Here is a 22744-nt window from a genome sequence, read left to right as displayed (position 1 = left end):
GCCGTGCGGCACTGGTGCCCCCGGGCTGATCGCACGCCCTGGACAAGGATCGGGGCTCGTACCGGTGAAGCCGGTACGAGCCCCGATCCTGTTCCCCCACCCGCGCGAGGCGGGCGGAACCCTCAGCAGATCCGCGGGAGTTGCTCCCCCATCGGCAGGTCGATGACGCGGGTGCCACCGAAGGGGGTGCGGCAGACGACCATGCCGGGGTGGTCCACCACGCACTCGCCGATCACTGCCGAGCCCGCGCCCAGCGGGTGCGCCCGCATCGCGGCGAGGACGGCGTCGGCGTGCTCGCGCGGGACGAAGGCGACCAGCTTGCCCTCGTTGGCGACGTAGAACGGGTCGAGACCGAGGATCGCACAGGCGTTGGCGACCTGCGCGGGCACGGGGACGGCCCGCTCGTTCACCACGACGCCCACCCGGGCGGCCTCGGCGATCTCACCGAGCGCCGCCGCGAGGCCGCCCCGGGTGGGGTCGCGCAGCACGTGCAGGTCGGGTGTGACGGCCAGCATCGCGGCCACCAGTCCGCCGAGGGCTGCGCAGTCGCTCTCGATCTCGACGCCGAATTCCAGGCCCTCGCGCACGCTCATGATGGCCACGCCGTGCAGGCCGATCTCACCGCTGACGATCACCACGTCACCGGGGGCGGCGCGCTGCGGCCGGATGTCGACTCCGGCCGGGACGAGCCCGATGCCGGCGGTGTTCAGGTACACGCCGTCGCCGTGCCCGGCCTCGACGACCTTGGTGTCGCCGGTGACCACCTCCACCCCGGCGGCCCGGGCGGCGGCGCCCAGCGCCTGGGCGACGTGCGCGACCACGGCCGTCTCCACGCCCTCCTCCAGGATGAAGCCGCAGGACAGATAGGCCGCCTGGGCCCCGCTCATGGCCAGGTCGTTGACGGTTCCGTTGACCGCGAGGTCGCCGATGCTGCCGCCGGGGAAGAAGAGCGGCCGCACGACGTAGGAATCGGTGGAGAAGGCGAGCCGGGCACCGCCGAGCTCGACGACCGCCGAGTCCGCGAGCCCGGCGAGCACCGGCCCGCCGAAGGCCGGGGCGAACAGGTTCGCCACCAGTTCGGCCGACAGCACCCCGCCTCCGCCGTGCCCCATCACCACCCGGGGGTGATCGCGTAGCGGCAGCGGGCAGCTCCACCCGAGGATGTCCGGGGCGCCGCCGGCGCCGGTCAGGGTCTGCGTCTGCGTCTGGGTCTGGGTCTGGGTCTGGGTCTCAGCCAACGGGGCTCGCCTCCCGGGCGATGCCCGGCGCGTCGAGCCGCCGGTAGAGGTAGTAGGCGGCGCAGGCGCCCTCGCTGGAGACCATGGTGGCGCCGAGCGGGGTGCGCGGGGTGCAGACGGTGCCGAAGGCCTCGCACTGGTGCGGCTTGAGCAGCCCCTGGAGGACTTCCCCGCTGCGGCACTGCGCGGGTTCGACGGTGGTGATCCGCGCGACGTCGAAGCGGTGCTCGGCGTCGTGGTCGCGGTAGCGCGGGGAGAGCCGCCAGCCACTGTCCGGGATGACGCCGATGCCGCGCCAGGCCCGGTCCGTCACTTCGAAGACGTCCTCCAGCATGGCCCGGGCCGCCGGGTTGCCCTCCGGGCGTACGGCCCGCGCGTAGGCGTTGTCGACGGTGTGCTCGCCGTTCTCCAACTGCCGTACGGTGCGCCGGATTCCCTCCAGGATGTCCAGCGGTTCGAAGCCGGTGACGACGATCGGCACCCGGTGGCGATCGGCGAGCGCAGGGTATTCGTCGGTCCCCATCACGCTGCACACGTGTCCGGCGGCGAGGAAGCCCTGGACCCGGCACTGCGGCGAGTTCATGATGGCCTCGATGGCGGGTGGCACCCGTACGTGCGAGACCAGCATGCTGAAGTTGCCGATGCCCCGCTTCCTGGCCTGGTGCACCGCCATGGCGTTGGGTGGTGCGGTGGTCTCGAAGCCGATGCCGAAGAAGACGACCTCCCGGTGCGGGTTCTCCTCGGCGATCCGCAGCGCGTCCAGCGGGGAGTACACCACCCGGACGTCGCCACCCTCGCCGCGTACCCGGAAGAGGTCACGGCCGGTGCCGGGCACGCGCAGCATGTCGCCGAAGGAGCAGAAGATCACCTCGGGCCGGGCCGCGATCTCCAGCGCCTTGTCGATCACCTCCAGCGGGGTGACGCACACCGGGCAGCCCGGGCCGTGGATCAACTCGACTTCGGGAGGAAGTAGTTGGTCGATCCCGTGTCGGATGATGCTGTGTGTCTGACCGCCGCACACCTCCATCAGCGCCCACGGTCGAGTGACCGTCGCCCTGATGTCGGCGAGCAGGCCGCCGGCCAGCTCGGGGTTCTGGAACTCCTCCAGGTATCTCACCGTTCCTCCTCCCGCTTCGCCGAGGCTGCCGAGGCTGCCGAGGCCGCGGCATCCTCCGCAGTCTCCGCGGCCTCCCAGGGGTCGCCGAACTCCTCCTGGAGCAGGCCGAGTTCCTCGAACAGCTGCAAGGTCCGGCGAGCCGATTCCTCATCCAGCCGCTGCAGGGCGAACCCGACGTGGACGATGGCGTACTCGCCCACCTTCAGGTCCGGCAGGTACTCCAGGCACACATCCTTGACGACCCCGCCGAAGTCGACGACCGCCATCCTGGTCCCGTCGCGTTCCGCGATCTCCAACACTCTTCCGGGTACCGCCAGGCACATCGCGGTCTCCCTCCTCTCTCCGGTTCCTCCGAACCTGCCGAACTTCGTGCGGGCGGCCACTCAGCCGTCGGCCCGCGCCGCCACCATCAACTGGCCGAGCGCGAGCCCCGCGTCGTTGGGCGGCACCCGGCGGTGCCGCAGCACGGTGAACCCGTCCTCCGCCAGGCCCCGCGCGCACGCCGAGGACAGCAGCGCGTTGGCGAAGACGCCGCCACTCAGCGCGACCGTCTGGGTGCCGTGCCGCCGCCCGATCTCGGCGCACACCGCCCGTACCAGCGCGGCCACCGCCGCGTGGAACCGGGCGGCGATCAGTCCGGGTGGCGCCCCTGACGCCAGGTCCGCCACCACCGCGGCCAGCACCGGCCCCGGTCGGGCGGTCACCACCCCGCCCTCGTCGGCGAGTTGGAATGCGTAGGCCTCCCCCGGGCCAGCCACCGGCCCGTGCGCGAGGGCAGCCGCCTCCAGCTCGATCGCTGCCTGCGCCTCGTACCCGGCTTGCTGGCAGACCCCGGCCAGCGAGGACACCGCATCGAACAGCCGACCCATGCTGGAGGTCGGCACGCAGTTCACCGATCGGTCCAACTGCTGTGACAGCAGTCGGAGTTCTTCAGCAGGGCAGGAGCGCACCGGCGGCAGGCCGGCCGCCCACGGGAGTCCTGCCGCCCGCAGATGGGCCAGCGCCATCCGGTACGGGCGCACCACGGCCGCGTCGCCCCCCGGCAGCGGAACGTAGTCGAGCCGGGCGAGACGCCGAAAGCCCCGGTAGTCGGCCAGCAGCGCCTCTCCGCCCCACACCGCGCCGTCCTCTCCGTAGCCGGTGCCGTCGAAGGCGATCCCGATCACGGGCCGACTGCCGTCGAGGCCGTGCTCGGCCATCACCGAGGCGATGTGCGCGTGATGGTGCTGGACGTCCCGCACCTCACGGCCCCGGGCCGACCTGCGCACGTGCCGGGCAGAGCGGTAGCCGGGGTGGCGGTCGACGACGAGCACTTCGGGCTGCACGCCGGTGACGGCGCCGAGGTGGTCCACCGCGCGGTCGAAGGCCCGGAGGGTGGCGAGGTCGTCCATGTCGCCGAGGTGGCCGGACAGCCAGGCGTAGCCGTCCCGGGCCAGCGCGAAGGTGTTCTTGAGGTCGCCGCCCGCGGCCAGCGCGGGCCGCACCGGCACCGGCAGGGGCACCGGGAGCGGCACGTAGCCGCGCGAGCGCCGTACCGGCAGCGGCTGCCCGTCCACCACCCGCACCACGGAGTCCTCGCAGGGCACGTGGATGGGGCGGTCGTGGGTGAGCCAGCCGTCGACCAGCGGGGCGAGGCGGGCGAGGGCCTCCCGGTCGTCCGTCACGATGGGCTCGCCGGACAGGTTCGCGCTGGTCATGACCAGCAGTCCGGGGCCGGGAGGGGCGAGCAGGAGGTGGTGCAGCGGGGTGTACGGCAGCAGCACGCCGAGGTCGGGGCTGCGCGGAGCGGCTGCTTCCAGTTCCGCGAGCCGGTGTTGCCCCCGGCGCAGCAGTACGATCGGCCGCACCGGGCCGGTGAGCAGTTCTTCCTCGACGGGCCCCAGTTCCACCGCCCCGGATGCCACCAGGGCCCTGAGCTGTTCGAGGTCGCGGGCCATCAGGGCGAAGGGCTTGTCACCGCGCCGCTTGCGCCTGCGCAGCAGGGCGACGGTGTCCGCGTCGGTGGCGTCGCAGGCCAGGTGGTAGCCGCCGATGCCCTTGACGGCCAGGACCGCTCCGCAGGTGATCAGGCGCCGGGCCTCGGCGAGCGCCTGCTCACCGTCGAGCACGGGGAGCCCGGGGACGGACAGGGTGAGGGTCGGGCCGCAGGTGTGGCAGGCGACGGGCTGGGCGTGGAAGCGCCGGTCGGCCGGGTCGGCGTACTCGCGGGCGCAGTCGGGGCACATCGCGAAGGCCGCCATCGTGGTGTTGGCCCGGTCGTACGGCAGGGCGGTGACGATGGTGTGGCGGGGCCCGCAGTTGGTGCAGCTGATGAACGGGTGCCGGTAGCGGCGGTCGGCGGGGTCGGCCAGTTCGGCGAGGCAGTCGGCGCAGGTGGCGGTGTCCGGGGGGATCTGGGTGCGGTGCGGTCCGTCGGCGCGGGAGGGGGTGATGACGAAGCCCGGTGTGCCGGTGACGGCCAGCGGCTGGTGGTCCACCGAGGCGACGTCGGCGAGCGGGGGCGCGTCGCTGGCGATGCGCCGGCAGAACGCGGTCACCGCCTCGCCGGTGCCCTCGATCTCGGCGAGCACGCCCTCGCCGGTGTTGGTGACGCTGCCGGACAGCCCGAGTTCGGTGGCGAGGGTGAAGACGAACGGTCGGAAGCCGACGCCCTGGACGAGTCCGCGCACGGCGACCCGGCGGCGCTGGAGCAGGGGCGGCTGCTGATCCGTGGTCACGGCAGGTCCACGGCCGGGTGCGGGTGGTCGTGGGCCCCCGCGTGGTCGTTGCCGTGGTCGTGGTCGTGGTGGTTGCCGAGGTCGTGGTGGTTGCCGTGGTCGTGGTCGTGCGCGCCGGCCATCACCGGCCGGTGGACCTGCGCTCCGGCCAGCACCGCGAGCGCCCGGTCCAGCAGCGCCCCGGCGCCCTGCCCGGTGCGGGCCGAGGTGAAGACCACCTCCACCCCCGGGTTGACCCGCGCGACGCTCGCGAGGAAGGCCGCTTCGTCGAACTGTGCCGCGACCGCGAGGTCCGCCTTGGTGACCAGCACCAGGTTGGCCAGTCCGAAGGCGGTCGGGTACTTGAGCGGTTTGTCCTCTCCCTCGGTGACCGAGGCGAGGACGACCCGCAGCGATTCGCCGAGGTCGTAGGAGGCGGGGCAGACCAGGTTGCCGACGTTCTCGACGAACACCAGCCGGGTGTCCGGCGGCAGCCAGCCGGCCAGGTGCCCGCGCAGCATCGCCGTCTCCAGGTGGCACAGGCCGTCGGTGAGGACCTGCTTCACCGGCGCGCCCGAACGGGCCAGCCGGCGCGCGTCGTTCTCGGTCGCGAGGTCGGCGGTGAGGGCCGCGACGGGCACCTCGCGCTCCCGGGCCAGGCCGAGTTCGGCCTCCAGGAGCGCCGTCTTGCCGCTGCCCGGGCTGGACAGCAGGTTCACCACGACGGTGCCCCGAGCGGCCAGTTCCGCCCGCAGCCGCCGGGCGTCGTCGTCGTTGCGGGCGAGAACCGCCTGCCGGAGATCAACGGTGCGACACATCGGTTTCAGCCTCCTTGATCGGTCCGGGCGCCCGTCGGGGGCTCGGACCACTCGACGCCGAGGATCTGCAGCTCACGCCCGGCCAGCAGTTCGACCCTGGCGCCGGCGCAGCGCGGGCAGCCCAGGTCGGGCGGCATGCCGACGCTCCACTCGACCCCGCAGGGCGTGCACTTCGCCCGTGCGGCGACGGCCTCGGTCTCCAGCACCGCACCTTCCAACAGCGTTCCGGCGCAGGCCAGTTCGAAGCAGAAGTCGAGTGCCGACGGAACGACTCCGGCCAGTTCGCCGATCTGCAGCCGGACTCTGGCCACGGCGCTCTCCCCGTGTGCGCGGGCGGCCCGGTCCACCTGGTCGACGACGGCCGTCGCGATCGACATCTCGTGCATCTGTCTCGTTTCCCGCGGTTGGAGGCGCCCGGCTCCGTGGGGGCGCGGGCCCGGTGTCCAGGCCCCGTGAGCAACAGGCCCCGTGAGCAACAGGCCCCATTACAGGGTGCGGCGGCGGGAACGGCTCGAAGCCGCGCCGCCGCCGTATCCGTGACTACCTGTTCGCAGCACGCCGGTGGTGGTCCCCGCGCGTACTGCTCCGCTACCGCATCCGCTCCTACATCCGCCGGATCCGCAGGTAGCGCCTCAGGTCGGGAAGGCTCTGCCAGATCAGCGCCGCGGCTGCGGCCAGGACGGCCGCGGCAGCCGCGACGGCGAGGTTCTTCAGCATGGTGCCGCCTCTCTGTGGGTGTGTGCGTCCGTGGTGAGGACGCGCAGGATCACGGCGACCGCCTCGTCGACGGCGGCGGCCACCGGGGTGCTCAGTCCGATTCCCTCCTCCAGTGAGGCGGGTTCGCAGCCGACCACCAGGACCCGCCCGGGCGCGGTGCCGCCCGTTCCGGCGGCCAGGGTCGCGAGCAGGGCGAGCACGGCGTCCGGGCCCATCCGGTGGCCGTCCAGGACCATCGATTCCACCGGTCCGGCGTCCGCTTCGATCAGGTACACCGTCCCCGGCTCGCCGCCGCGTGCGGTGGCGTCGACGAGCACCAGCGTCCGGTAGCCGTCGAGGAGTTGGTAGGCCAGGTGCACGCCGCGCACGCCGACGTCGAGGAGCTCGACGCCGGCGGGCAGCTCCCGGGCGGCGAGGCGCCGGACGGTCTCGACCCCGAAGCCGTCGTCGCCGAGGAAGATGTTGCCGACCCCGGCGACCAGGACCCGCCCGGTCCGGTCGGCGCTCACGGCCCTTCCACCGGGGCGACCTCGTCCGGCTGGAAATACCGGAAGCGGCCCTGCGCCCGCCACAGGTCGGCACCCGGGTCGTCGTCCACGGTGACGGCCAGGTGCACCGAACCGTCGACGTCGTGCAGCACCGCCTCCACCAGCGCGGTGCGCCCGTGCAGGAACACGTCCTGGGCGTCGGTGCGGCGGCGCCCGGGCCGGAGCCGCACCCGGCTGCCGGCGGCGACCGGGCGGCCGTCGATCATCACCTGGTCCCGTTCGGGGTCGGTCTGCGGGTCGTTGCCCGGGTCCCACCAGGGCCGGTCCGCCCCGGCTTCGGGGTGGGTGAGTTCGCGCAGCCCCCGGACGGCGCCGTGCAGCCGTTCCAGGATCTCGGGGGGCATCGAGTCGGCGAGGTCGATCACCGCGCCGGCCCGGTCGTCGGTGCCCCGGGCCTCGCGCTTCTCCCGCTCGGTCAGGGCCGCGGTGCGCAGCGCGAGGATCTCGTCGATCTCGGTGGCGTCGTAGAGCGCGCCGGGGCTCTCGGGGGCGATGTGCGGGTGGTCATCCAGGATGATCGGCGAGGAGAGCAGCACCTTGCCGCTGCCGGGCGGGCCCGCCAGCACGGGCCAGGTGTGCTCGTTGCGGCAGGCGCGCACCGCCTCGCCCGCCCACTCGGGCGGGTCGGTCGCCGAGAGGAAGGAGCCGCGGTCGAGGCCGAGCAGCAGGTGGGCCGAGACGAGGGCGTGCGCCAGTGCGGCCTCGCGTCGGGTGCCGGGCACCGGGTCCCAGTCGGAGGTGTTCTCCACCAGGACGGTCAGCCGCTGCGCCCGGTAGGGGCCGGGTACGTCCTGGGCGGTGATCCGCAGTCGGCCCTGGACCCGTTCGCGGCGGCGCAGGAGCCGCCCGGCCAGCGCACCGTCCTCGACGAGCGGCTCCTCGTCCTCGGACGCGTCGAGTTCGAAGCCGCGGACGGCTTCACCGGCCGCCAATTCCTCGACCGGGATGAGGAGTTCGATCCGCTCCTCGACCCCTTCGTCCCAGGGGACGAGCACCCGGTCGGCGAGCTCCAGCTCATCGACGGTCCGGAATCCGCCCTGTCTGCCGGCCTCTTGGACCGTCCGCCGTTGGAGGCGCAGGAACCGCAGCTCGACGGCCAGCTGGTCGCCCTGGCGCGCTTCCATCACGCACTCGGTGCGCTGGTGGGAGTGCTCGCCGCTGTCGGCGCCGTAGCGCGGCGGGGTCAGGACGCCGAACTGCCAGCGCAGCCGGTTCTTGGCCGCTGACGCCCGGTAGGGGTAGAGCACGTAGCCCTCGAACAGGACGGCGTCGGCGATCTGCCGGGCGTGGGCGAACCTGTTCTCGCTCTCGTGGGCGGGCGCGGTCACCGCTCCCCCTTCGCGGTCTGGGCCGCCTTGACGGCCTGGGGTGGCTTCGCGGCCTGGGTCGTCGCTGTGGTCCGGGTCGGCGCTGTGGTCCGGGTCGGCTTCGTGGTCGGGGCCGTGCCGAGCAGCTCGCGCACGGTGGCCTCCCAGGACGGCAGGGCGTGCCGGGAGCGGTAGGCGAGCAGTTCGGCCATCAGGTCGGCGGGCAGCCGGAGCCAGCCACAGCCCGGGAAGTGCGCGTCGATCGCCTCCCGCCAGACCTTGACCGGCATCCGCACGGCGGCTTCCTGGTCCCAGGCCACCGGGGTGACCTGGAAGCCGCCGGGGCCGGCGAAGGCGGTACCCGAGAAGAGCAGCAACAGCGGCACGTCCCCGTCGTCCAGTGCGGCGAGGTAGCGGGCGGCGGAGACGTCCATGTCGTAGGTGCAGGGCACCACCAGGTCGGTCTCGGTTTCGCCGGTGAACGCGCCGACCAGCAGCGGGACCTGGGCGAACTGGACCGGGTGGAGGGTGCCGGCCCAGCGTGAGCGCTCGCCGAACAGGTCGGTCAGCCGCCCGCCCTCGGCGTCGCCGTAGCGGCGGCGGGCCGGTTCGATCCGCAGTTGGCAGCGCAGCGCCAGCGCGTGCACCCGCACGTCGGCGGGGGCGGTGATGCGCAGCCGGAAGACGAGGGCGGGCCCGGCGGCGTAGGGATCGGCCCGCACTCCGGTGCAGGCGAAGGAGATCGAGGTCACCGGGCGCCGCCTTCGGGGAGGACGCGGGACCGGGCGGCCAGGCGGTCGAAGAAGGCGGCCTGTTCGGCGCGCGCCTCGGCCCCGCCGTCGAAGCCCTTCCAGCAGCGCCGCAGCCGGCCGACGAGTTCGTAGCAGACGTCGACCGGCACCAGGTAGCACTGGATGCCATCGGTGTCGCGCCGCAGCAGTAGCGCCTCGACGTCCGGCCGCAGCGCGGCGTGGAGGCGGCTGCCGCCGAGCGCGGCCTGCCAGGCGGCCTCGTCGGGTTCGGCCTCGGTCGCGCCACCCGGGCCGGGGTAGAGCAGGACGGACCGCTGCAGACGCGTGGTGCGCAGCAGGAACGCGGTGGCGACCGGGATGCCGAGGGCTGCCCAGGCGTCCTCGCCGAGGGGGTGGGCCGGGTCGGTCAGGTAGCGGTCGGGGACGGCGCGGTAGCGGCCGTCGGCCGCGCCGGGCTGCTGGAACAGCAGGGCGCAGGCGGTGCAGGCGCAGGTGAGCGCCTGCTGGTCGGTGTCCGCCAGGTGGCGGTGCTCGGCGGGCAGGTGCCGGCCGCAGAACTCGCAGCGTTGCGGCTGCGGGGGTGCGGGCTCCCGCAGCCGGCGCAGCAGCGCGGTGCCGGGCCGGTCGAGCTGGCGGAAGGTCATCGCGGGTCCGCCGGGGGCCGAGCGCCGATCTGCAGCAGTTCCGCGGGGCGTTCGAGCTCGACCGCGGTGACCTCGGGGGCGTGGCAGGCCAGGGCGTTCTCGATGTCCTGTTCGCCGCACCCGCAGCCGCTGCGGGTGCGGCGCAGCCGGGCGGTGCCGGTGGCGGGGTCGAAGGCGGCCAGGTCGACCGGTTCGGGCAGGGTGGCGAGTGCGCGGGTGATGCGGGCGGTGACGTCCTCGGGGTGCAGGTCGTGCAGGACGAGCAGCCCGGCCAGCGACGGTTCGTCCAGCAGCCGGGCCAGCGCGGCGGGCGGCAGGGCCTGGACGAGGCGGGCCAGGGCGTCGCCGTAGAGGGCCATCAGTTCGCGGACGAGGTGCTCGCCGGCCTCCTGCGCGTCGGCGCCGGCCAGTTGGTCCAGGGCCTCCTGGATGCGGGCCCCCGCCTGTTCCGGGGTCATGCGGTGAGTCCGCTCAGCCCAGTGGGCACGTGCATGGTCTGCACCGTCTTCCCGTCACCCAGGTACATGTGGACGCCGCAGGGCAGGCAGGGGTCGAAGCTGCGCACGGCGCGCATGATGTCGATGCCCTTGAAGGTCTCCGGGGGGTTCTCCTCGAAGATCGGGGTGTTCTGGACGGCGTCCTCGTAGGGGCCGGGGGTGCCGAAGCTGTCGCGGACGCTGGCGTTCCACGGGGTCGGCGGGTAGGGGTGGTAGTTGGCGATCTTGCCGTCCCGGATCACCATGTGGTGGGACAGCACGCCGCGTACGGCCTCGGTGAAGCCGCAGCCGATCGACTCGTCCGGCACCTCGAAGCGCTCCCAGGTCTGGCTGCGCCCGGCCCGGACCTCGTCGAGCGCCTTCTCGGCGAAGTGCAGGGCCGCGGCGGCCGCGTAGGCCTGGAAGTAGGTGCGGGCGCGGTTGCGTTCGATGGCGTTGCTCCACTGCGGGATCTTCCACTCGAAGGTGGTCTCCGGCTTGGTCATGGAGCGCGGCAGATTGATCTGCACGCTGTGTCCGGTGGCCTTGATGTAGCCGATGTCGACCAGTCCGGACAGCGCGGTGGACCACAGGCGGGCGATCGGACCGCCGCCGGTGTCGAGGGCGAGGTAGTCCTTGCCGTCGAACCAGCGGGGGGACATCACCCAGCTGTACTTGTCGTCGAAGTCGCGTTTCTGCGGGGCCGGGATGGTGTGCTGGTTCCAGGGGTGGCGGGGGTCGACGGGGTTGCCCAGCGGGTCGTGGGTGACGAAGAGCTCCTTGCCCTCCCAGTCCTGGTAGTAGGAACTGCCGAGCAGGATGCGGATGCCGAGGTTGATCTCGGTGAGGTCGTTGGTGACGAGCTTGCCGTCCACCACGATGCCCGGGGTGACGAACATCCGCCGGCCCCAGTCCGTCATGTTGCGGTAGGTGAAGTCGCAGTGGTCCGGGTCGTTGAGGCTGCCCCAGCAGCCGAGCATGACGCGGCGCCGGCCGACCTCCTCGTAGCCGGGCAGGGCCTCGTAGAAGAAGTCGAAGAGGTCGTCGTGCAGCGGCACGACCTTCTTCATGAACTCCACGTAGCGCATCAGCCGGGTCAGGTAGTCGGTGAACAGCTGGACGGTGGCCACCGTGCCGACGCCGCCGGGGTAGAGGGTGGAGGGGTGCACGTGGCGGCCCTCCATCAGGCAGAACATCTCCCGGGTGTAGCGGCTGACCTGGAGCGCCTCGCGGTAGAACTCGCCCTCGATGGGGTTCAGTGAGCGCATGATGTCGGCGATGGTGCGGTACCCGTGGTCGCCGGCGTGCGGTGCCTCGGTGCGTTCGGCCAGTTCCAGGACGCCGGGGTTGGTCTCGCGGACCATCTTCTCGCAGTAGTCGACCCCGACCAGGTTCTCCTGGAAGATGTTGTGGTCGAACATGTACTCGGCGGCCTCGCCGAGGTTGATGATCCACTCGCCGAGGTGCGGGGGCTTGACCCCGTAGGCCATGTTCTGCGCGTAGACGGAACAGGTGGCGTGGTTGTCGCCGCAGATGCCGCAGATCCGGCTGGTGATGAAGTGCGCGTCGCGCGGGTCCTTGCCGCGCATGAAGACGCTGTAGCCGCGGAAGACCGAGGAGGTGCTGTAGCACTCCGCGACCTTCTTCTGCTTGAAGTCGATCTTCGTGTGGATGCCCAGGCTGCCCACGATCCGGGTGATCGGGTCCCAGGACATCTCCACCAGACCGCTGCCGTCGCCGGCCGTCCTGGTCGTCGGTGCCATCGTCTGTCATGCCCTTCTGTCAGCGGGAGGAGGCTCTGCAACGGCCCGCCCGCCCCGGGCGGGGCGGGCGGGCCGAAGGGGGAAAGGGGTCACCACGGCGGGCGGTAACCGGTGGTCAGGCGGCGCCCCGTGTGCCGCCACTTGGGCTCCCGGTCGACCGTCCGGCCCGTGATCGTGCGCAGGCGGCGGATCACCGCCCCGTACGCCGAGCTGGCACCCGTCGAGACCCGGGAGCCGGGAGGCGGGTCCATGAACGGCATGAACTTGTCGGGGAAGCCCGGCATGGTGCAGGCGATGCAGATGCCGCCGACGTTGGGGCAGCCTCCGATGCCGTTGATCCAGCCGCGTTTGGCGACGTTGCACTTGACGACCGGGCCCCAGCAGCCGAGGCGCACCAGGCACTCGGGCGTGCCGTAGTCGGTGGCGAACTGGCCCTGTTCGTAGTACCCGCCGCGGTCGCAGCCCTCGTGCACGGTCGCGCCGAACAGCCAGGCCGGACGCAGCTTGTCGTCCAACGGGATCATCGGCGCGGAACCGGCCAGCTGGTACAGCAGGTAGGTCAGCGTCTCGGCGAAGTTGTCGGGCTGGATCGGGCAGCCCGGCACGCAGACGATCGGCAGGCCCGCCTTGGACTTCCAGTCCCAGCCCAGGTAGTCGGGCACGCCCATGGCACCGGTCGGGTTGCCGGCCATCGCGTGGATGCCGCCGTAGGTGGCGCAGGTCCCGATGGCGACCACCGCGGTGGCCTTGGGGGTGAGGCGGTCCAGCCACTCACTGGTGGTGATCGGCTGGCCGGTGTCCGGGTTGTCGCCGAAACCGCACCAGTAGCCCTCCTCCTTGATCGTCTCGTTCGGGATGGAACCCTCGACGACCAGGACGAAGGGGTCGAGCTCGCCGCGGTCCGCCTTGAAGAACCACTCCACGAAGTTGTCCGCGCCCTGGACCGGACCGCACTCGAAGTCGATCAGCGGCCAGTGGACGGCGACCTCCGGCAGGCCGGGGAGCGCGCCGGTGACGATCTCCTCGATGCTGGGCTGCATCGCCGCGGTCAGGGAGACCGAGTCCCCGTCGCAGCTCAGACCCGCATTGATCCAGAGAATGTGCACCACGGCGGCATCGGCTGAAGTTGTTGCAACCGCACCCATGAGGATGCCTCCTCAAAAAAACGGGAGCCGAACAGATAGGCTCAAAAAATTCATAGCAGCAGTTCAGTCCGGCCGCCGGTCCAGAGAGCCGGGCAGGTCGCTCGAAGGGACGCGCGCCGGTGCACCCGTCCGGGTGGCCGTCAGCCGGACTCGGCTGGTCTCGAAGGGAGCCCGCACTGAACACCCCGCTCGCGGAGGGCCTGGCACTGGTACTGCTGCTGGCCGTGCTGGCCTGTGCCGTCGCCCGGCCGTGGGGCTGGCCCGAGGCCGCCGTCGCGGTGCCCGCCGCCGCCCTGCTGGTCGCCACCGGAGCGATATCGCCCGCGCACGCGTTGGAGGAGGCCGAACGGCTGGGGCCGGTGGTCGGGTTCCTGGCGGCGGTGCTGGTACTGGCGCAGCTGTGCGACGAGGAGGGGCTGTTCCACGCCTGCGGGGCGTGGATGGCCCGGACCGCCGCGCGGCCCGGACGGCTGCTGGTGCAGGTGTTCGCCCTGTCCTCGGTGATCACCGCGGTGCTGAGCCTGGACGCGACGGTGGTGCTGCTGACCCCGGTGGTGTTCGCGACCGCCACCCGGCTCGGCGCCCGGCCGAAGCCGCACGTCTACGCCTGCGCACACCTGTCGAACACCGCGTCGCTGCTGCTTCCGGTGTCCAACCTGACCAACCTGCTGGCGTTCGCGGCCAGCGGCCTGAGCTTCACCCGGTTCGCCGCGCTGATGGCCCTGCCGTGGCTGGTGGCGATCGGCGCCGAGTACGCGGTCTTCCGCCGGTTCTTCGCCGCCGACCTGGACAGCGGGGCCCCGCCGCCACCGGACGAGGCGGCCCCCGAGCTGCCGCTGTTCGCGCTCGTCGTGGTGGCCTGCACGCTCGGCGGGTTCGTCCTCACCTCCGCGCTGGGCGTCAATCCGGCGTGGGCGGCCGCGGCGGGGGCCCTCGTGCTGGCCGGCCGGGCGCTCGCCCGGCGCCGCATCACGCCGACGGCGGTCGTCCGGGCCGCGAACGTTCCGTTCCTCGCCTTCGTCGTCGCCCTCGCGATCGTCGTCCGCGCCGTCGTCGACAACGGCCTCGCCACCGCGCTCGGCCACGTGGTCCCCGCCGGCACCGGACTGCCGTCCCTGCTCGCGGTCGCCGTGCTGGCCGCCGTCCTCGCGAACGTGATCAACAACCTGCCCGCCGTCCTGGTCCTCCTGCCGCTGACGGCGGCCTCCGGCCCGGGTGCGGTGCTGGCGATGCTGCTCGGCGTGAACATCGGCCCCAACCTCACCTACGCCGGCTCCCTGGCCACCCTGCTGTGGCGCAAGATCGTCCACCAGCACGGGAGCACCGTCCGGCTGGGCGAGTTCACCCGCCTCGGTCTGCTCACCGTCCCGTCGGCGCTGGTGCTGTCCGTCCTGGCGCTGTGGGTGTCGCTGCGGGCGCTGGGAGGCTGACGGGCGGGGCGCCCGTGGGGCGGGCGCCCCGGGGCGCGGGGGTGTCAGGAGATCATGAAGTCCCGGACCGGCAGGGGGCGGTTGACCACGCGGACGTCGCCGATCCAGCCGTGGAAGACCTGACTGAGCGCGCCGCCGTACTCGTAACCGCCGAGCAGCCAGGGGTGGCCGAGGGTGCTGAGGCCCTCGGACGGTGTCGAGGGGTTGCGGACGACCTCGCAACCGTTCACGTACATCCGGGTGAGCCGCTTGTTGTTGACGACCGCGACGTGCCACCAGGCGCCGAGCGGGAGTTCGTGGCCCCAGTTGGTGACGGGGCCGCTCAGGTTGGTCGGGTAGACGCACCACTGCAGTTCCCGCCCGCCGGACAGGCTGAGCGTGGCGACCGGCTCCTGCGGGTCGGTGTCGGGGCCGGTCTTCCCCGCCTCCCCGCTCGTGCCCCAGCGGCTGAGCAGCGCCGTCCAGGCGTTGCGGCCGGCGTCCCAGTCGGCCGGCAGCTTGAAGAACGCCTCGAAGGTGTAGCCCTGCTGGAAGGTGTCGGCGTTCATCGGGGCCTTGGCGACGGTCTGCAGGTACGCGCCCTGGACCGGTTTGCCCCGGCCCTCGAAGTAGAGGCTGCCGCGGCCGGGCTGGTCGGGGTGCGACTCGGTGGACCAGGTGAGCGTCCCGGCCGGGCTGCCCGGGGCGGTCTGCTTGACGAGGTCGTTGCCGTGACCGCTCAGGTCCTTGACGACCTGGGAGTCGGCGACGGCGCTGCCGGCCGGCCGGCCGCCGTCGAAGCGCCAGTAGGCGACCGTGCCCGGGATCGTCACCTGACGCGCGGGGCGGGCCGGGCGGGCCGGGACCGGGGCGAAGCCGGCGAACCGCCGCGCGAAGTCCACCTGCACCGAGAAGCTGTCCACCGGGCCGGTCAGCTCGATCTCCTGGCTGGCGAGGCGGTTGACCTTCTCGGCGGCCAGCTGCTGGATCCAGGGCGAGTACGTCCGCACGTCGATGGTGTTGCGGTCCAGGTCGAAGCGGTAGGCGCGGATCATCGCCGCGCCGCCGTAGTACCGGTTCTGGTAGTTGGTGATGTGGACGTGGACGTCGTGGCCTGCCTTGTTGGTCAGCGTGGTGCTGCCGGGCGGCCAGTAGTGGCCGTTCAGGGCGAGGAAGATCTGGTCGTTGCCGCTGATCAGCCTGTCCCAGAGCGCGTGCCCGTGGTCGGACAGCTGGGCGGCGCCGCCGTCGTCGGCGTAGGCGAGGTCGTGGGTGGTGAGGATGACCGGCACGGTCGGGTGCTGGGCGATCACCGAGTTCGCCCAGGCGAAGCCGCGGTCGGACAGCCGCCAGTCCAGCGAGAGCACCATCCAGTCCCGGCCCGCTCCCCGGAACAGATGGTAGGTGTTGTAGCCGTCCGGGCTCGCGCCCTTGAAGGTCGCCGAGCGGGCGAACCGGGCCGGGTTGAAGGTGTCCAGGTACGCCGTCCGGCCCCGCTGGTCGTCGCTGCCCGAGCCGACGTCGTGGTTTCCGGCCAGGACGCTGTAGGCCGCGCCGTGGCGGTCGAGGAGGGTGAAGGCCTTGCCCGCGGCGGCGAACTCCTCGGCCTTGCCGTTCTGGGTGACGTCGCCCAGGTGCGCGAGGAAGACGAAGTTCTCGTCGCTGCCGTCCAGCACGTGGCGCAGCGAGGCCTCCAGCGGGGCGGGGTGGATCCGGTCGTCGTCGAAGAGGTACTGGGTGTCGGGCATCACCGCCAGCGAGAAGCGGGGGCCGTCCGGGTCCGGATCCCAGGCGCCCCGGCCGTCGTCCGCGGCGGCGGGCGCGCCGAAGGCGTCGGCCGTCGCGTCGGCGGGCTCGTCCGCCGACGCCGTCGCCGTGGAGCCCGCCCCGAGGACCGCCAGCCCGGCGCCTACCAGCCCCGTCGCGCGCAGGAAGGCGCGGCGTCCGGCCGCCGCCGGCGCGTCGGAGTCGAACCCGACGGTCCGCGGGCAGCTCGAGCCGTGGTCGTCGTGGGGAAGGTCGTTCTGATGGTGGTTCATCGGGGCAGCTCCTCGGGCCGTGCACGGTGATCGCGACGTTAGGGGCACGACGCGGACCGCCGATCGGACGGCCGGCCTCCGCACGGTGAACGCCCGGGGAACGTCCCCCGCGGGCCTGTTCCCCGTCCGGCTTCTGCTGCTGGGTCAGTGGCCGGGTCAGTGGCCGCCCTTGGGTTCGGTGCAGCCGCCGTCCAGGTACATGCCGTGCGGGTGGATGTCGGGCGGGGAGGTCAGCAGGCCGCTGACGCACAAGACGGCTTCGGGGATTTGGAGGTCGAATCCGGGGGCGCCGGTGGAGGTGCGGACGTTGACCAGCTCGGCGGGGTAGCCGAGGCGTTGGAGCGCCGCGCGGAGGCCGGCTTCGTCGAGGACGGCCGGCGTGCCGGCGGGCCGCAGGGCGTCCGCGATCCGTGCCGCGTGGGCCTCGCCGCGGCACTGGGCGTCGGCGAGGAGCCTGACGGTCTGTTTGTAGGCGTGGTTCTCCGCGTACTTGTCGGCCCAGGTACCGCCGTCGCCCGTGGGGGCGGCGGCCGGGGCGGACGGCGGTGTGGCGGCGACGCCCGCGCATGTCGCCGCGACCTGGGGGAAGAGCCGGTCGTGGCGGGCCAGGGCCTCGGCCCCGGCCTGGCCGGGCTCGCGGGATTCGGTGTGTGATGCGTTGCTCGGTGCGCTCGTCGATCCGCAGCCGGCGAGCGCCAGCGCCGTCACGGCCGCCGCCAGGCCGGTGGCTGTCCTGCTCCAGGTGTGCCTCATCTGCCTTCTCCCCCTCGGTCGTTGACCCTCGGTCGTTGACCCTTGGCCCGTTGCCCCCCGATCACCGGATGATTGTCGCGCACGAGGGCGGCGGCGGGCGGGTCAGTCAGCGAACGGGCCGGTGTCTCCGAAGGCGAGGCGGGTGAAGTGCTCGGCGATGCGGTGGTGGCCGGCCTGGTCCGGGTGCAGGTCGTCGGGGAGCGGGTGGTCGTCGTGGTCGGTCCGGCCGTAGAGCGAACGGCCGTCCAGGTAGTGCAGGTTGAGGTCGCCGTCGGCGGCGCGGGCGGCGACGATGCGGGCGAGTTCGGTCCGGATGACGGTGAGGGTGAGGCGGCCCGCCGCGGTCTCGGCCGGGTCGCCGGTGGCCCGGAAGCGCAGTGCCCCGGTGCTGAAGTCGACGGCGAGGGGTCCCGGGGTGTCCTCCTGGATCGGGCAGAGGATCGGGGAGACGACGAGCAGCGGCGTGGCCGGGTGTCCTTCGCGGACGGTGTCGAGGAAGCCGTGCACCGCCGGGACGAAGGCGCGCAGGCGCATCACGTCGGCGTTGACGAGGTTGATGCCGATCTTCAGGCTGATCAGGTCGGCGGGGGTGTCGCGGATGGCGCGGGCGGTGAACGGGTCGAGCAGCGCGCTGCCGCCGAAGCCGAGGTTGACCAGGTCGACGCCGCCCGCGGCCGCCGCCAGGGCGGGCCAGGTGCCGGTCGGGTGGGTGGCGTTGGAGCCGTGGCTGATCGAGCTGCCGTGGTGCAGCCAGCGACGGCGGGTGCCGTCCGGGACCGGGGTGACGGGGGCGTCGGTGTCGAGGGCGAGGAGTTCGGTGGTCTCGGTGTGCGGGAGCCAGATCTCGACGGTCTTGTCCCGTGCGGGCAGACCGGTGAACCGGGCGGTGCCGGGCGGGCCCTGGGTCAGCTCGACGCGGCCGGCGCCCAGGTCGATGGTGCGCAGGTTGCCGCCGGACACCGTGGTCTGCGCCGTCAGCTGCCCGTCGACGAGGAGGTCGTACACCCCGTCGGGCGGGGTGGGCACGCCCACGTAGGCCCGCTTGGTCGGGACGGTGTGCAGGTCGATCGCGGTGGCGCGGGTGCGGAAGGCCAGCCGGACGCCGGTGGGCTGGGACTCGGCGATCGCGAGCTGTTCGTCGGGGATCTGCCGGCGGGCCCGGGCGGGCAGGCGGTGCGGCAGCAGGCCGCGTTCGGTGTGCTCGACGTCGAGGTGGCCGTGCAGCAGGGCCTCGGTGACGGGGGTGGTGAAAGAGGTGTTCATCGCTGTTCCATCGCGTTCTGCGCGGGCCCTGCCCGCGCCATGTGCTTTCTGCCATCCGGCTATAGTCAGTATGGGATTACCTAATGAGTTTAGGCAAATGGGATTACAGCCTTGGATTCCCGGTCCTGGATCCCCAGGCCTTGGCTGTCGGCGGCGGCCACGGCCGCGGCGTCAACCCGCCAGGATGACCGTCTCCGCCGGACCGGAGAAGCCGGCCTGCTGGGCCGGGGCGCCGGTCGCGGCGAGGCGGCGGTGCTCCTGCGGACTGACCCCGCGGACGCGCTTGAAGGCCGCCGAGAGGGCGAAGGCGTTGCTGTAGCCGACCTTGCGGGCCGCGAAGGCGACGGTGCACTCGGGTTCGCGCAGCAGGTCGGCGGCGACGGCCAGCCGCCAGCCCGCCAGGTAGGCCATCGGCGGTTCGCCGACCAGGCCGGTGAAGCGGCGGGCCAGGCCCGCCCGCGACACCCCGACCCGCTGGGCGAGGTCGGCGACCGTCCAGGCGGTGGCCGGGTCGTCGTGCATCAGCCGCAACACCGGTCCGACGACGGCGTCGTGCTGGGCGCGGTACCAGGCCGGGGCGCCGGAGTCGGGGGCGGCGAGCCAGGAGCGCAGCACGGAGACGACCAGCAGGTCCAGGATGCGGTCCAGGACCAGCTCCTGACCGGGCTCGTTGCGCCCTATCTCGGCGGCCAGCAGGTGCACCAGGGTGTCGTCGGCGCCGGTGCCGGCCGGGCGGACCAGCAGGGCCGGCAGGCAGGCGAGCAGGCGCTGACCGATCTCGTGCTCGGCCTGGTAGGTGCCGGACAGGACCACCGAGGATGCCTGGTCGCCCTCCCGGCCCTGCCCCCAGGTCCGGACGCCGAGCGACATCACCTCGGAGACGTCCACACCGCCGCGCGTGCAGACCTGCCCGGGGCCGACGATCACGTCCACGGGGGTGTCGGGGTCGTCCGCCACCGTGTACGGCTCCGGGCCGCGGACGATCGCCACGTCGCCGGGGTGCAGCAGCAGCGGCGTGCCGCGCTCGGGCAGGATCCAGGCCTCGCCGCGAACCATCGTCACCACCGACAGCGGGGCCCGGTCCTCGATCCGCAGCGACCACGGCGGGGTGAGGATCGAGCGCAGCAGGAACGCACCGCGGGCCTTGGGGCCGTCGAGGAGTCCCGTCAGAGTGTCCATGGCCCCAAGTGTAGACGGCAAGACATCATTTGACGGTTCGTCATTTGAGAGGGTCTTGAGTGATCGAGGTGGCCCGAGCGGCCCGGATGCCGGATGATCGGCGCACGGGGGACGAACCGATACGCAGATACGCAGATACGCAGAGACAGTGAGGGGCTACGAAGATGGAACTGGCACGCACACTCGCACTGGTGGCGGCCACCGTCACCTGTGGACTGACCGCCGGGTTGTTCTACGCCTTCGCGTGCTCGGTCATGCCCGCGCTCGCGCGGGTCGAGGACCGCACCTTCATCGAGGTCATGCAGCGCATCAACGTGGCCATCCTGAACGGCTGGTTCGTCCTCGGCTTCGTCGGCGCCCTCCTCACCACCGGCGCCGCCGTCGCCCTCCACCTGCCCTCCGACGGCCACCACGCGCTACCCGCCACCGTGGCCGCCCTGGTGCTCTACATCGCCGCGATCGGCGTCACCCGCTCCGTCAACATCCCGCTCAACGACGAGCTCGCCGCCGGCGGCGAGCCCCGACGCATCACCGACCCGGCCGCCGTCCGGGGGCGCTTCGAAGCCCGCTGGGTCCGCTTCAACGTGCTGCGCGCCCTGCTCTGCACCGCCGCCGTCGCCTGCCTCGCCTGGGCGCTGATCCTGCACGGCCAGGCCTGACCCGCGCCCGGCCGGACCCCCGGATACACCTTCGAACTCCCGCGTGCCTCGTGGGAGTTCGAAGTCGTATCCGGGGGCTATGGCCCGTCCGGCGGATCTTGCCCCGGACAGGGCCTAGCCGCAGAGGGTCCCGAAGGTGTACCCGCGTGACTTGAGGGTGGAGAGGATCGTCGGAAGTGCGGCGGCGGTCTGGCTGCGGTCTCCGCCGCCGTCGTGCAGCAGGATCACCGAGCCCGGGCGGACGTTCTTCAGCACCCGGGACTGGATGGCCGCCGTTCCCGGCCGGGACCAGTCGGTCGGGTCAACCGACCACAGCACGACCTGCTTGCCGAGCGCCGCCGCCCGCGAGCGCACCGCGCCGTCGACCGAACCGTAGGGCGGGCGCAGGCAGCTCGGGGTGCGGCCGGTCTGGGCGCGGATCGCCTTGTCCGTGTTCGCCACCTGGGCGTTGACGGCGGAGGCCGAGAGCCGGCGCAGGTCCGGGTGCGACCAGGAGTGGTTCTGCACGCTGTGGCCCGCCCGGGCGACCTGCCCGGTGAGCGCCGGATGGGCGGCGACGTTCTGCCCGACCTCGAAGAACGTCGCACGCACGCCGTAGCGGGCGAGGATCCCGAGGATCTTCGGCGTGTACGTGGGGCTGGGGCCGTCGTCGAAGGTGAGGTAGACGACCTTTCCTCCCTTGTCGGCCTTGGCGCCCGCCGCCTCGGCGGGTGCGGCCGGCACCGCGACCGCCGCTCCCGCCACCAGGGCGACGGCGAGTGCGCCGATCGCGGTCCGAATCCGCCCAACCGCCCTGCGCCTGCCGGAATGTACGGCCATGCCTGCCCCCTGCCCCTGGTGCCGGAACCGCCCTGTACCGACCAGTCTGCGCCGAACGGCGCCGTCGCCGCGACCGGCCGGGGGTGAATTCGGCCAGCTGCCCGGCGGGTTGACCAGCCGCGGAAACAGGGCCGGGAACAGGGCCAGGCACAGGGCCGGGCATGGCGACCGCCCCCGGTGGGGATCCACCAGGGGCGTCAACCCCGTTGCGGGGCCCGGCCGTTCAGCGCGAGGCGCGGCCGTGCAGGACCAGCGCCCGGGTCAGGGCCGCCAGGCCGCCCGTGCAGAGCAGCGTGCGGAGCATGTTGGTGGCCACCCAGGTGCCCTCGAACTTGGCGCGCACGCCCGCGAAGTCGGTGATCTGGGACGGGTCGCCGGCCTGCGCCAGCTGGTTGTTAAGCGGGATGTTGACGCCCATGGTGACCATCAGGGCCACCACGTAGAGCACCGTCGCCCCGGCGGCCCACAGCGCCGCCTGCCGCCGCCCGGCCTTGTGCTGGAGCCAGGCCGCCACGCCCGTCGCCACGAAGGCTCCGACGAAGACCAGGCCGAACATGCCGTTCTCGATCGACTTGTTGATGTGCTGCATCGCCGTCACGTACGTCCGGTCGTCGCCCGCCGCGAGGCCCGGCATCACGGACACGTCGAAGGCGAAGAACAGGCCCGCCATCAGGCCCATCGCGATGGTGGCGCCCGCCAGGACGGGCCCGGCGGCCTTGCTCCGTGCGGCGGGGGCCGCCGAGGCGCCCGGCGCGAGGCCGCCGAAGGAGGATGGAGCGGAGTAGGAAGCTGGAGTCGCGGTCTGGTTCGAGCGCATCGGTAATCCTTCGATTTCTCCCCGGCCCCCGCCCAGCGCGGGGGCCACCACGGTGCCCGGGCACCGGCTTCCGTACCGCTCCCGGGTTCGACCCGGATGGACGGTCAGGAAGTCGGCGAGGCCCGGCACCGACGATCAACGAAACTGACTGGCCTGCGAGTTGTGCGGAGCGGTGGGCGGCTCACACGTCCCAGACCCCGGACGCGGCGGCCTCGCGGGCGAAGTCGGCGAAGTCCCGCGGCTCACGCCCCAACGCCCGCCGCACCCCGTCCCCCAACGAAGCGTTACGACCGTCCAGGATCACCGAGAACAGCTCCGCGAAATCCCCCGGCAGACCCGCCTCCTCCAACACCCCCCGGTACGCCGCCTCCGACACCGCCTCGAACCGCACCTCACGACCCGTCGCCCGCGACAACTCCACCGCCACCTCCGCGAACGACAGCAACCGCGGCCCCGTCAACTCGTACACCTCCCCCGCATGCCCCGCCTGCGTCAACGCCGCCACCGCCACCTCCGCGATGTCCTCCGCATCCACGAACGGCTCCACCGCACCCCCCACCGGCAACGCCAACTCCCCCGCCAGCA

Annotated in this window: 22 protein-coding genes and 1 pseudogene; 2 read left to right on the top strand and 21 right to left on the bottom strand. The window is 72.8% G+C overall.

The window, feature by feature from the left end; all coding sequences use genetic code 11:
* Window positions 1-122: 122 nt before the first annotated feature.
* From hypE to ACIP37_RS31595, 14 genes are all read right to left on the bottom strand, one after another.
* Window positions 123-1190: a hydrogenase expression/formation protein HypE gene (gene hypE, locus ACIP37_RS31660; RefSeq protein ID WP_363588712.1), complete on the bottom strand. Its 1068-nt coding sequence runs from the start codon at window positions 1188-1190 to the stop codon at window positions 123-125.
* Window positions 1191-1230: 40 nt separating this feature from the next.
* Window positions 1231-2355, bottom strand: a complete 1125-nt coding sequence (gene hypD, locus ACIP37_RS31655) for a hydrogenase formation protein HypD (RefSeq protein WP_363588683.1) — start codon at window positions 2353-2355, stop codon at window positions 1231-1233.
* Window positions 2352-2678 (bottom strand): HypC/HybG/HupF family hydrogenase formation chaperone, encoded by a 327-nt coding sequence (locus ACIP37_RS31650; RefSeq protein ID WP_400812186.1) that lies wholly within the window; start codon window positions 2676-2678, stop codon window positions 2352-2354. The genes hypD and ACIP37_RS31650 overlap by 4 nt, the downstream gene beginning before the upstream one ends.
* Window positions 2679-2738: 60 nt before the next feature.
* Window positions 2739-5072 carry a carbamoyltransferase HypF gene (hypF, locus tag ACIP37_RS31645; protein WP_400812139.1) on the bottom strand — a complete coding sequence of 778 codons (2334 nt, stop codon included), beginning with the start codon at window positions 5070-5072 and terminating at the stop codon, window positions 2739-2741.
* Window positions 5069-5869 (bottom strand): hydrogenase nickel incorporation protein HypB, encoded by an 801-nt coding sequence (gene hypB / locus ACIP37_RS31640; protein WP_400812141.1) that lies wholly within the window; start codon window positions 5867-5869, stop codon window positions 5069-5071. Before hypB ends, hypF begins: the two co-directional genes overlap by 4 nt.
* Window positions 5870-5874: 5 nt before the next feature.
* The gene (gene hypA / locus ACIP37_RS31635; protein ID WP_363588689.1) at window positions 5875-6255 is read right to left on the bottom strand and encodes a hydrogenase maturation nickel metallochaperone HypA; all 381 of its coding nucleotides are present in this window, start codon (window positions 6253-6255) and stop codon (window positions 5875-5877) included.
* Window positions 6256-6472: 217 nt separating this feature from the next.
* Window positions 6473-6586, bottom strand: a complete 114-nt coding sequence (locus tag ACIP37_RS31630) for a DUF6893 family small protein (protein WP_380345916.1) — start codon at window positions 6584-6586, stop codon at window positions 6473-6475.
* Window positions 6580-7095 carry a hydrogenase maturation protease gene (locus ACIP37_RS31625; protein ID WP_363588691.1) on the bottom strand — a complete coding sequence of 172 codons (516 nt, stop codon included), beginning with the start codon at window positions 7093-7095 and terminating at the stop codon, window positions 6580-6582. Before ACIP37_RS31625 ends, ACIP37_RS31630 begins: the two co-directional genes overlap by 7 nt.
* Entirely contained in the window at window positions 7092-8462 is a 1371-nt protein-coding gene (locus tag ACIP37_RS31620) for a hypothetical protein (RefSeq protein ID WP_363633403.1), read from the bottom strand. The genes ACIP37_RS31625 and ACIP37_RS31620 overlap by 4 nt, the downstream gene beginning before the upstream one ends.
* On the bottom strand, window positions 8459-9193 hold the full coding sequence (locus tag ACIP37_RS31615; RefSeq protein ID WP_400812145.1) for a DUF6084 family protein: 735 nt from the start codon (window positions 9191-9193) through the stop codon (window positions 8459-8461). Before ACIP37_RS31615 ends, ACIP37_RS31620 begins: the two co-directional genes overlap by 4 nt.
* The gene (locus ACIP37_RS31610) at window positions 9190-9837 is read right to left on the bottom strand and encodes a DUF5947 family protein (RefSeq protein ID WP_363588697.1); all 648 of its coding nucleotides are present in this window, start codon (window positions 9835-9837) and stop codon (window positions 9190-9192) included. Before ACIP37_RS31610 ends, ACIP37_RS31615 begins: the two co-directional genes overlap by 4 nt.
* A complete protein-coding gene (locus ACIP37_RS31605; RefSeq protein ID WP_363588699.1) occupies window positions 9834-10295 on the bottom strand; it encodes a thioredoxin in 462 nt (153 codons plus the stop codon). The genes ACIP37_RS31610 and ACIP37_RS31605 overlap by 4 nt, the downstream gene beginning before the upstream one ends.
* Window positions 10292-12076: a nickel-dependent hydrogenase large subunit gene (locus ACIP37_RS31600; protein WP_363588701.1), complete on the bottom strand. Its 1785-nt coding sequence runs from the start codon at window positions 12074-12076 to the stop codon at window positions 10292-10294. Before ACIP37_RS31600 ends, ACIP37_RS31605 begins: the two co-directional genes overlap by 4 nt.
* Window positions 12077-12165: 89 nt before the next feature.
* Window positions 12166-13221, bottom strand: coding sequence for a hydrogenase expression protein HypE (locus ACIP37_RS31595; protein ID WP_363588702.1), 1056 nt, complete (start codon window positions 13219-13221; stop codon window positions 12166-12168).
* Window positions 13222-13397: 176 nt separating this feature from the next.
* Between ACIP37_RS31595 and ACIP37_RS31590 the strand changes: the two genes are divergently transcribed.
* Window positions 13398-14651: an SLC13 family permease gene (locus ACIP37_RS31590; RefSeq protein WP_400812188.1), complete on the top strand. Its 1254-nt coding sequence runs from the start codon at window positions 13398-13400 to the stop codon at window positions 14649-14651.
* Between the two features lie 44 nt (window positions 14652-14695).
* Here ACIP37_RS31590 and ACIP37_RS31585 read toward each other — a convergent pair whose 3' ends face one another.
* From ACIP37_RS31585 to ACIP37_RS31570, 4 genes are all read right to left on the bottom strand, one after another.
* Entirely contained in the window at window positions 14696-16669 is a 1974-nt protein-coding gene (locus tag ACIP37_RS31585) for a LamG-like jellyroll fold domain-containing protein (protein WP_400812148.1), read from the bottom strand.
* A gap of 156 nt (window positions 16670-16825) precedes the next feature.
* Window positions 16826-17422 carry a hypothetical protein gene (locus ACIP37_RS31580; protein WP_363588706.1) on the bottom strand — a complete coding sequence of 199 codons (597 nt, stop codon included), beginning with the start codon at window positions 17420-17422 and terminating at the stop codon, window positions 16826-16828.
* Between the two features lie 102 nt (window positions 17423-17524).
* On the bottom strand, window positions 17525-18685 hold the full coding sequence (locus ACIP37_RS31575) for a GDSL-type esterase/lipase family protein (RefSeq protein ID WP_363588708.1): 1161 nt from the start codon (window positions 18683-18685) through the stop codon (window positions 17525-17527).
* A 171-nt stretch (window positions 18686-18856) separates the two neighbouring features.
* Window positions 18857-19864 (bottom strand): AraC family transcriptional regulator, encoded by a 1008-nt coding sequence (locus ACIP37_RS31570; RefSeq protein ID WP_350886904.1) that lies wholly within the window; start codon window positions 19862-19864, stop codon window positions 18857-18859.
* A 164-nt stretch (window positions 19865-20028) separates the two neighbouring features.
* Between ACIP37_RS31570 and ACIP37_RS31565 the strand changes: the two genes are divergently transcribed.
* Entirely contained in the window at window positions 20029-20523 is a 495-nt protein-coding gene (locus tag ACIP37_RS31565) for a DUF1772 domain-containing protein (protein WP_063350758.1), read from the top strand.
* 114 nt (window positions 20524-20637) lie between these two features.
* Here ACIP37_RS31565 and ACIP37_RS31560 read toward each other — a convergent pair whose 3' ends face one another.
* The 3 genes and pseudogenes from ACIP37_RS31560 to ACIP37_RS31550 all read right to left on the bottom strand — a co-directional run.
* A complete protein-coding gene (locus ACIP37_RS31560) occupies window positions 20638-21342 on the bottom strand; it encodes a polysaccharide deacetylase family protein (protein ID WP_400812152.1) in 705 nt (234 codons plus the stop codon).
* Window positions 21343-21565: 223 nt separating this feature from the next.
* Window positions 21566-22159, bottom strand: a complete 594-nt coding sequence (locus ACIP37_RS31555) for a DUF1772 domain-containing protein (protein WP_063350756.1) — start codon at window positions 22157-22159, stop codon at window positions 21566-21568.
* A 181-nt stretch (window positions 22160-22340) separates the two neighbouring features.
* Window positions 22341-22744 (bottom strand): annotated as a pseudogene (locus ACIP37_RS31550) (NmrA family transcriptional regulator); the annotation flags it as partial.

The sequence above is a fragment of the Kitasatospora sp. NPDC088861 genome, assembly GCF_044750105.1.
GTDB lineage: Bacteria > Actinomycetota > Actinomycetes > Streptomycetales > Streptomycetaceae > Kitasatospora.
The sequence above is the reverse complement of the archived record's forward strand: the minus strand, read 5'-3'. Positions and strand labels throughout refer to the sequence as shown.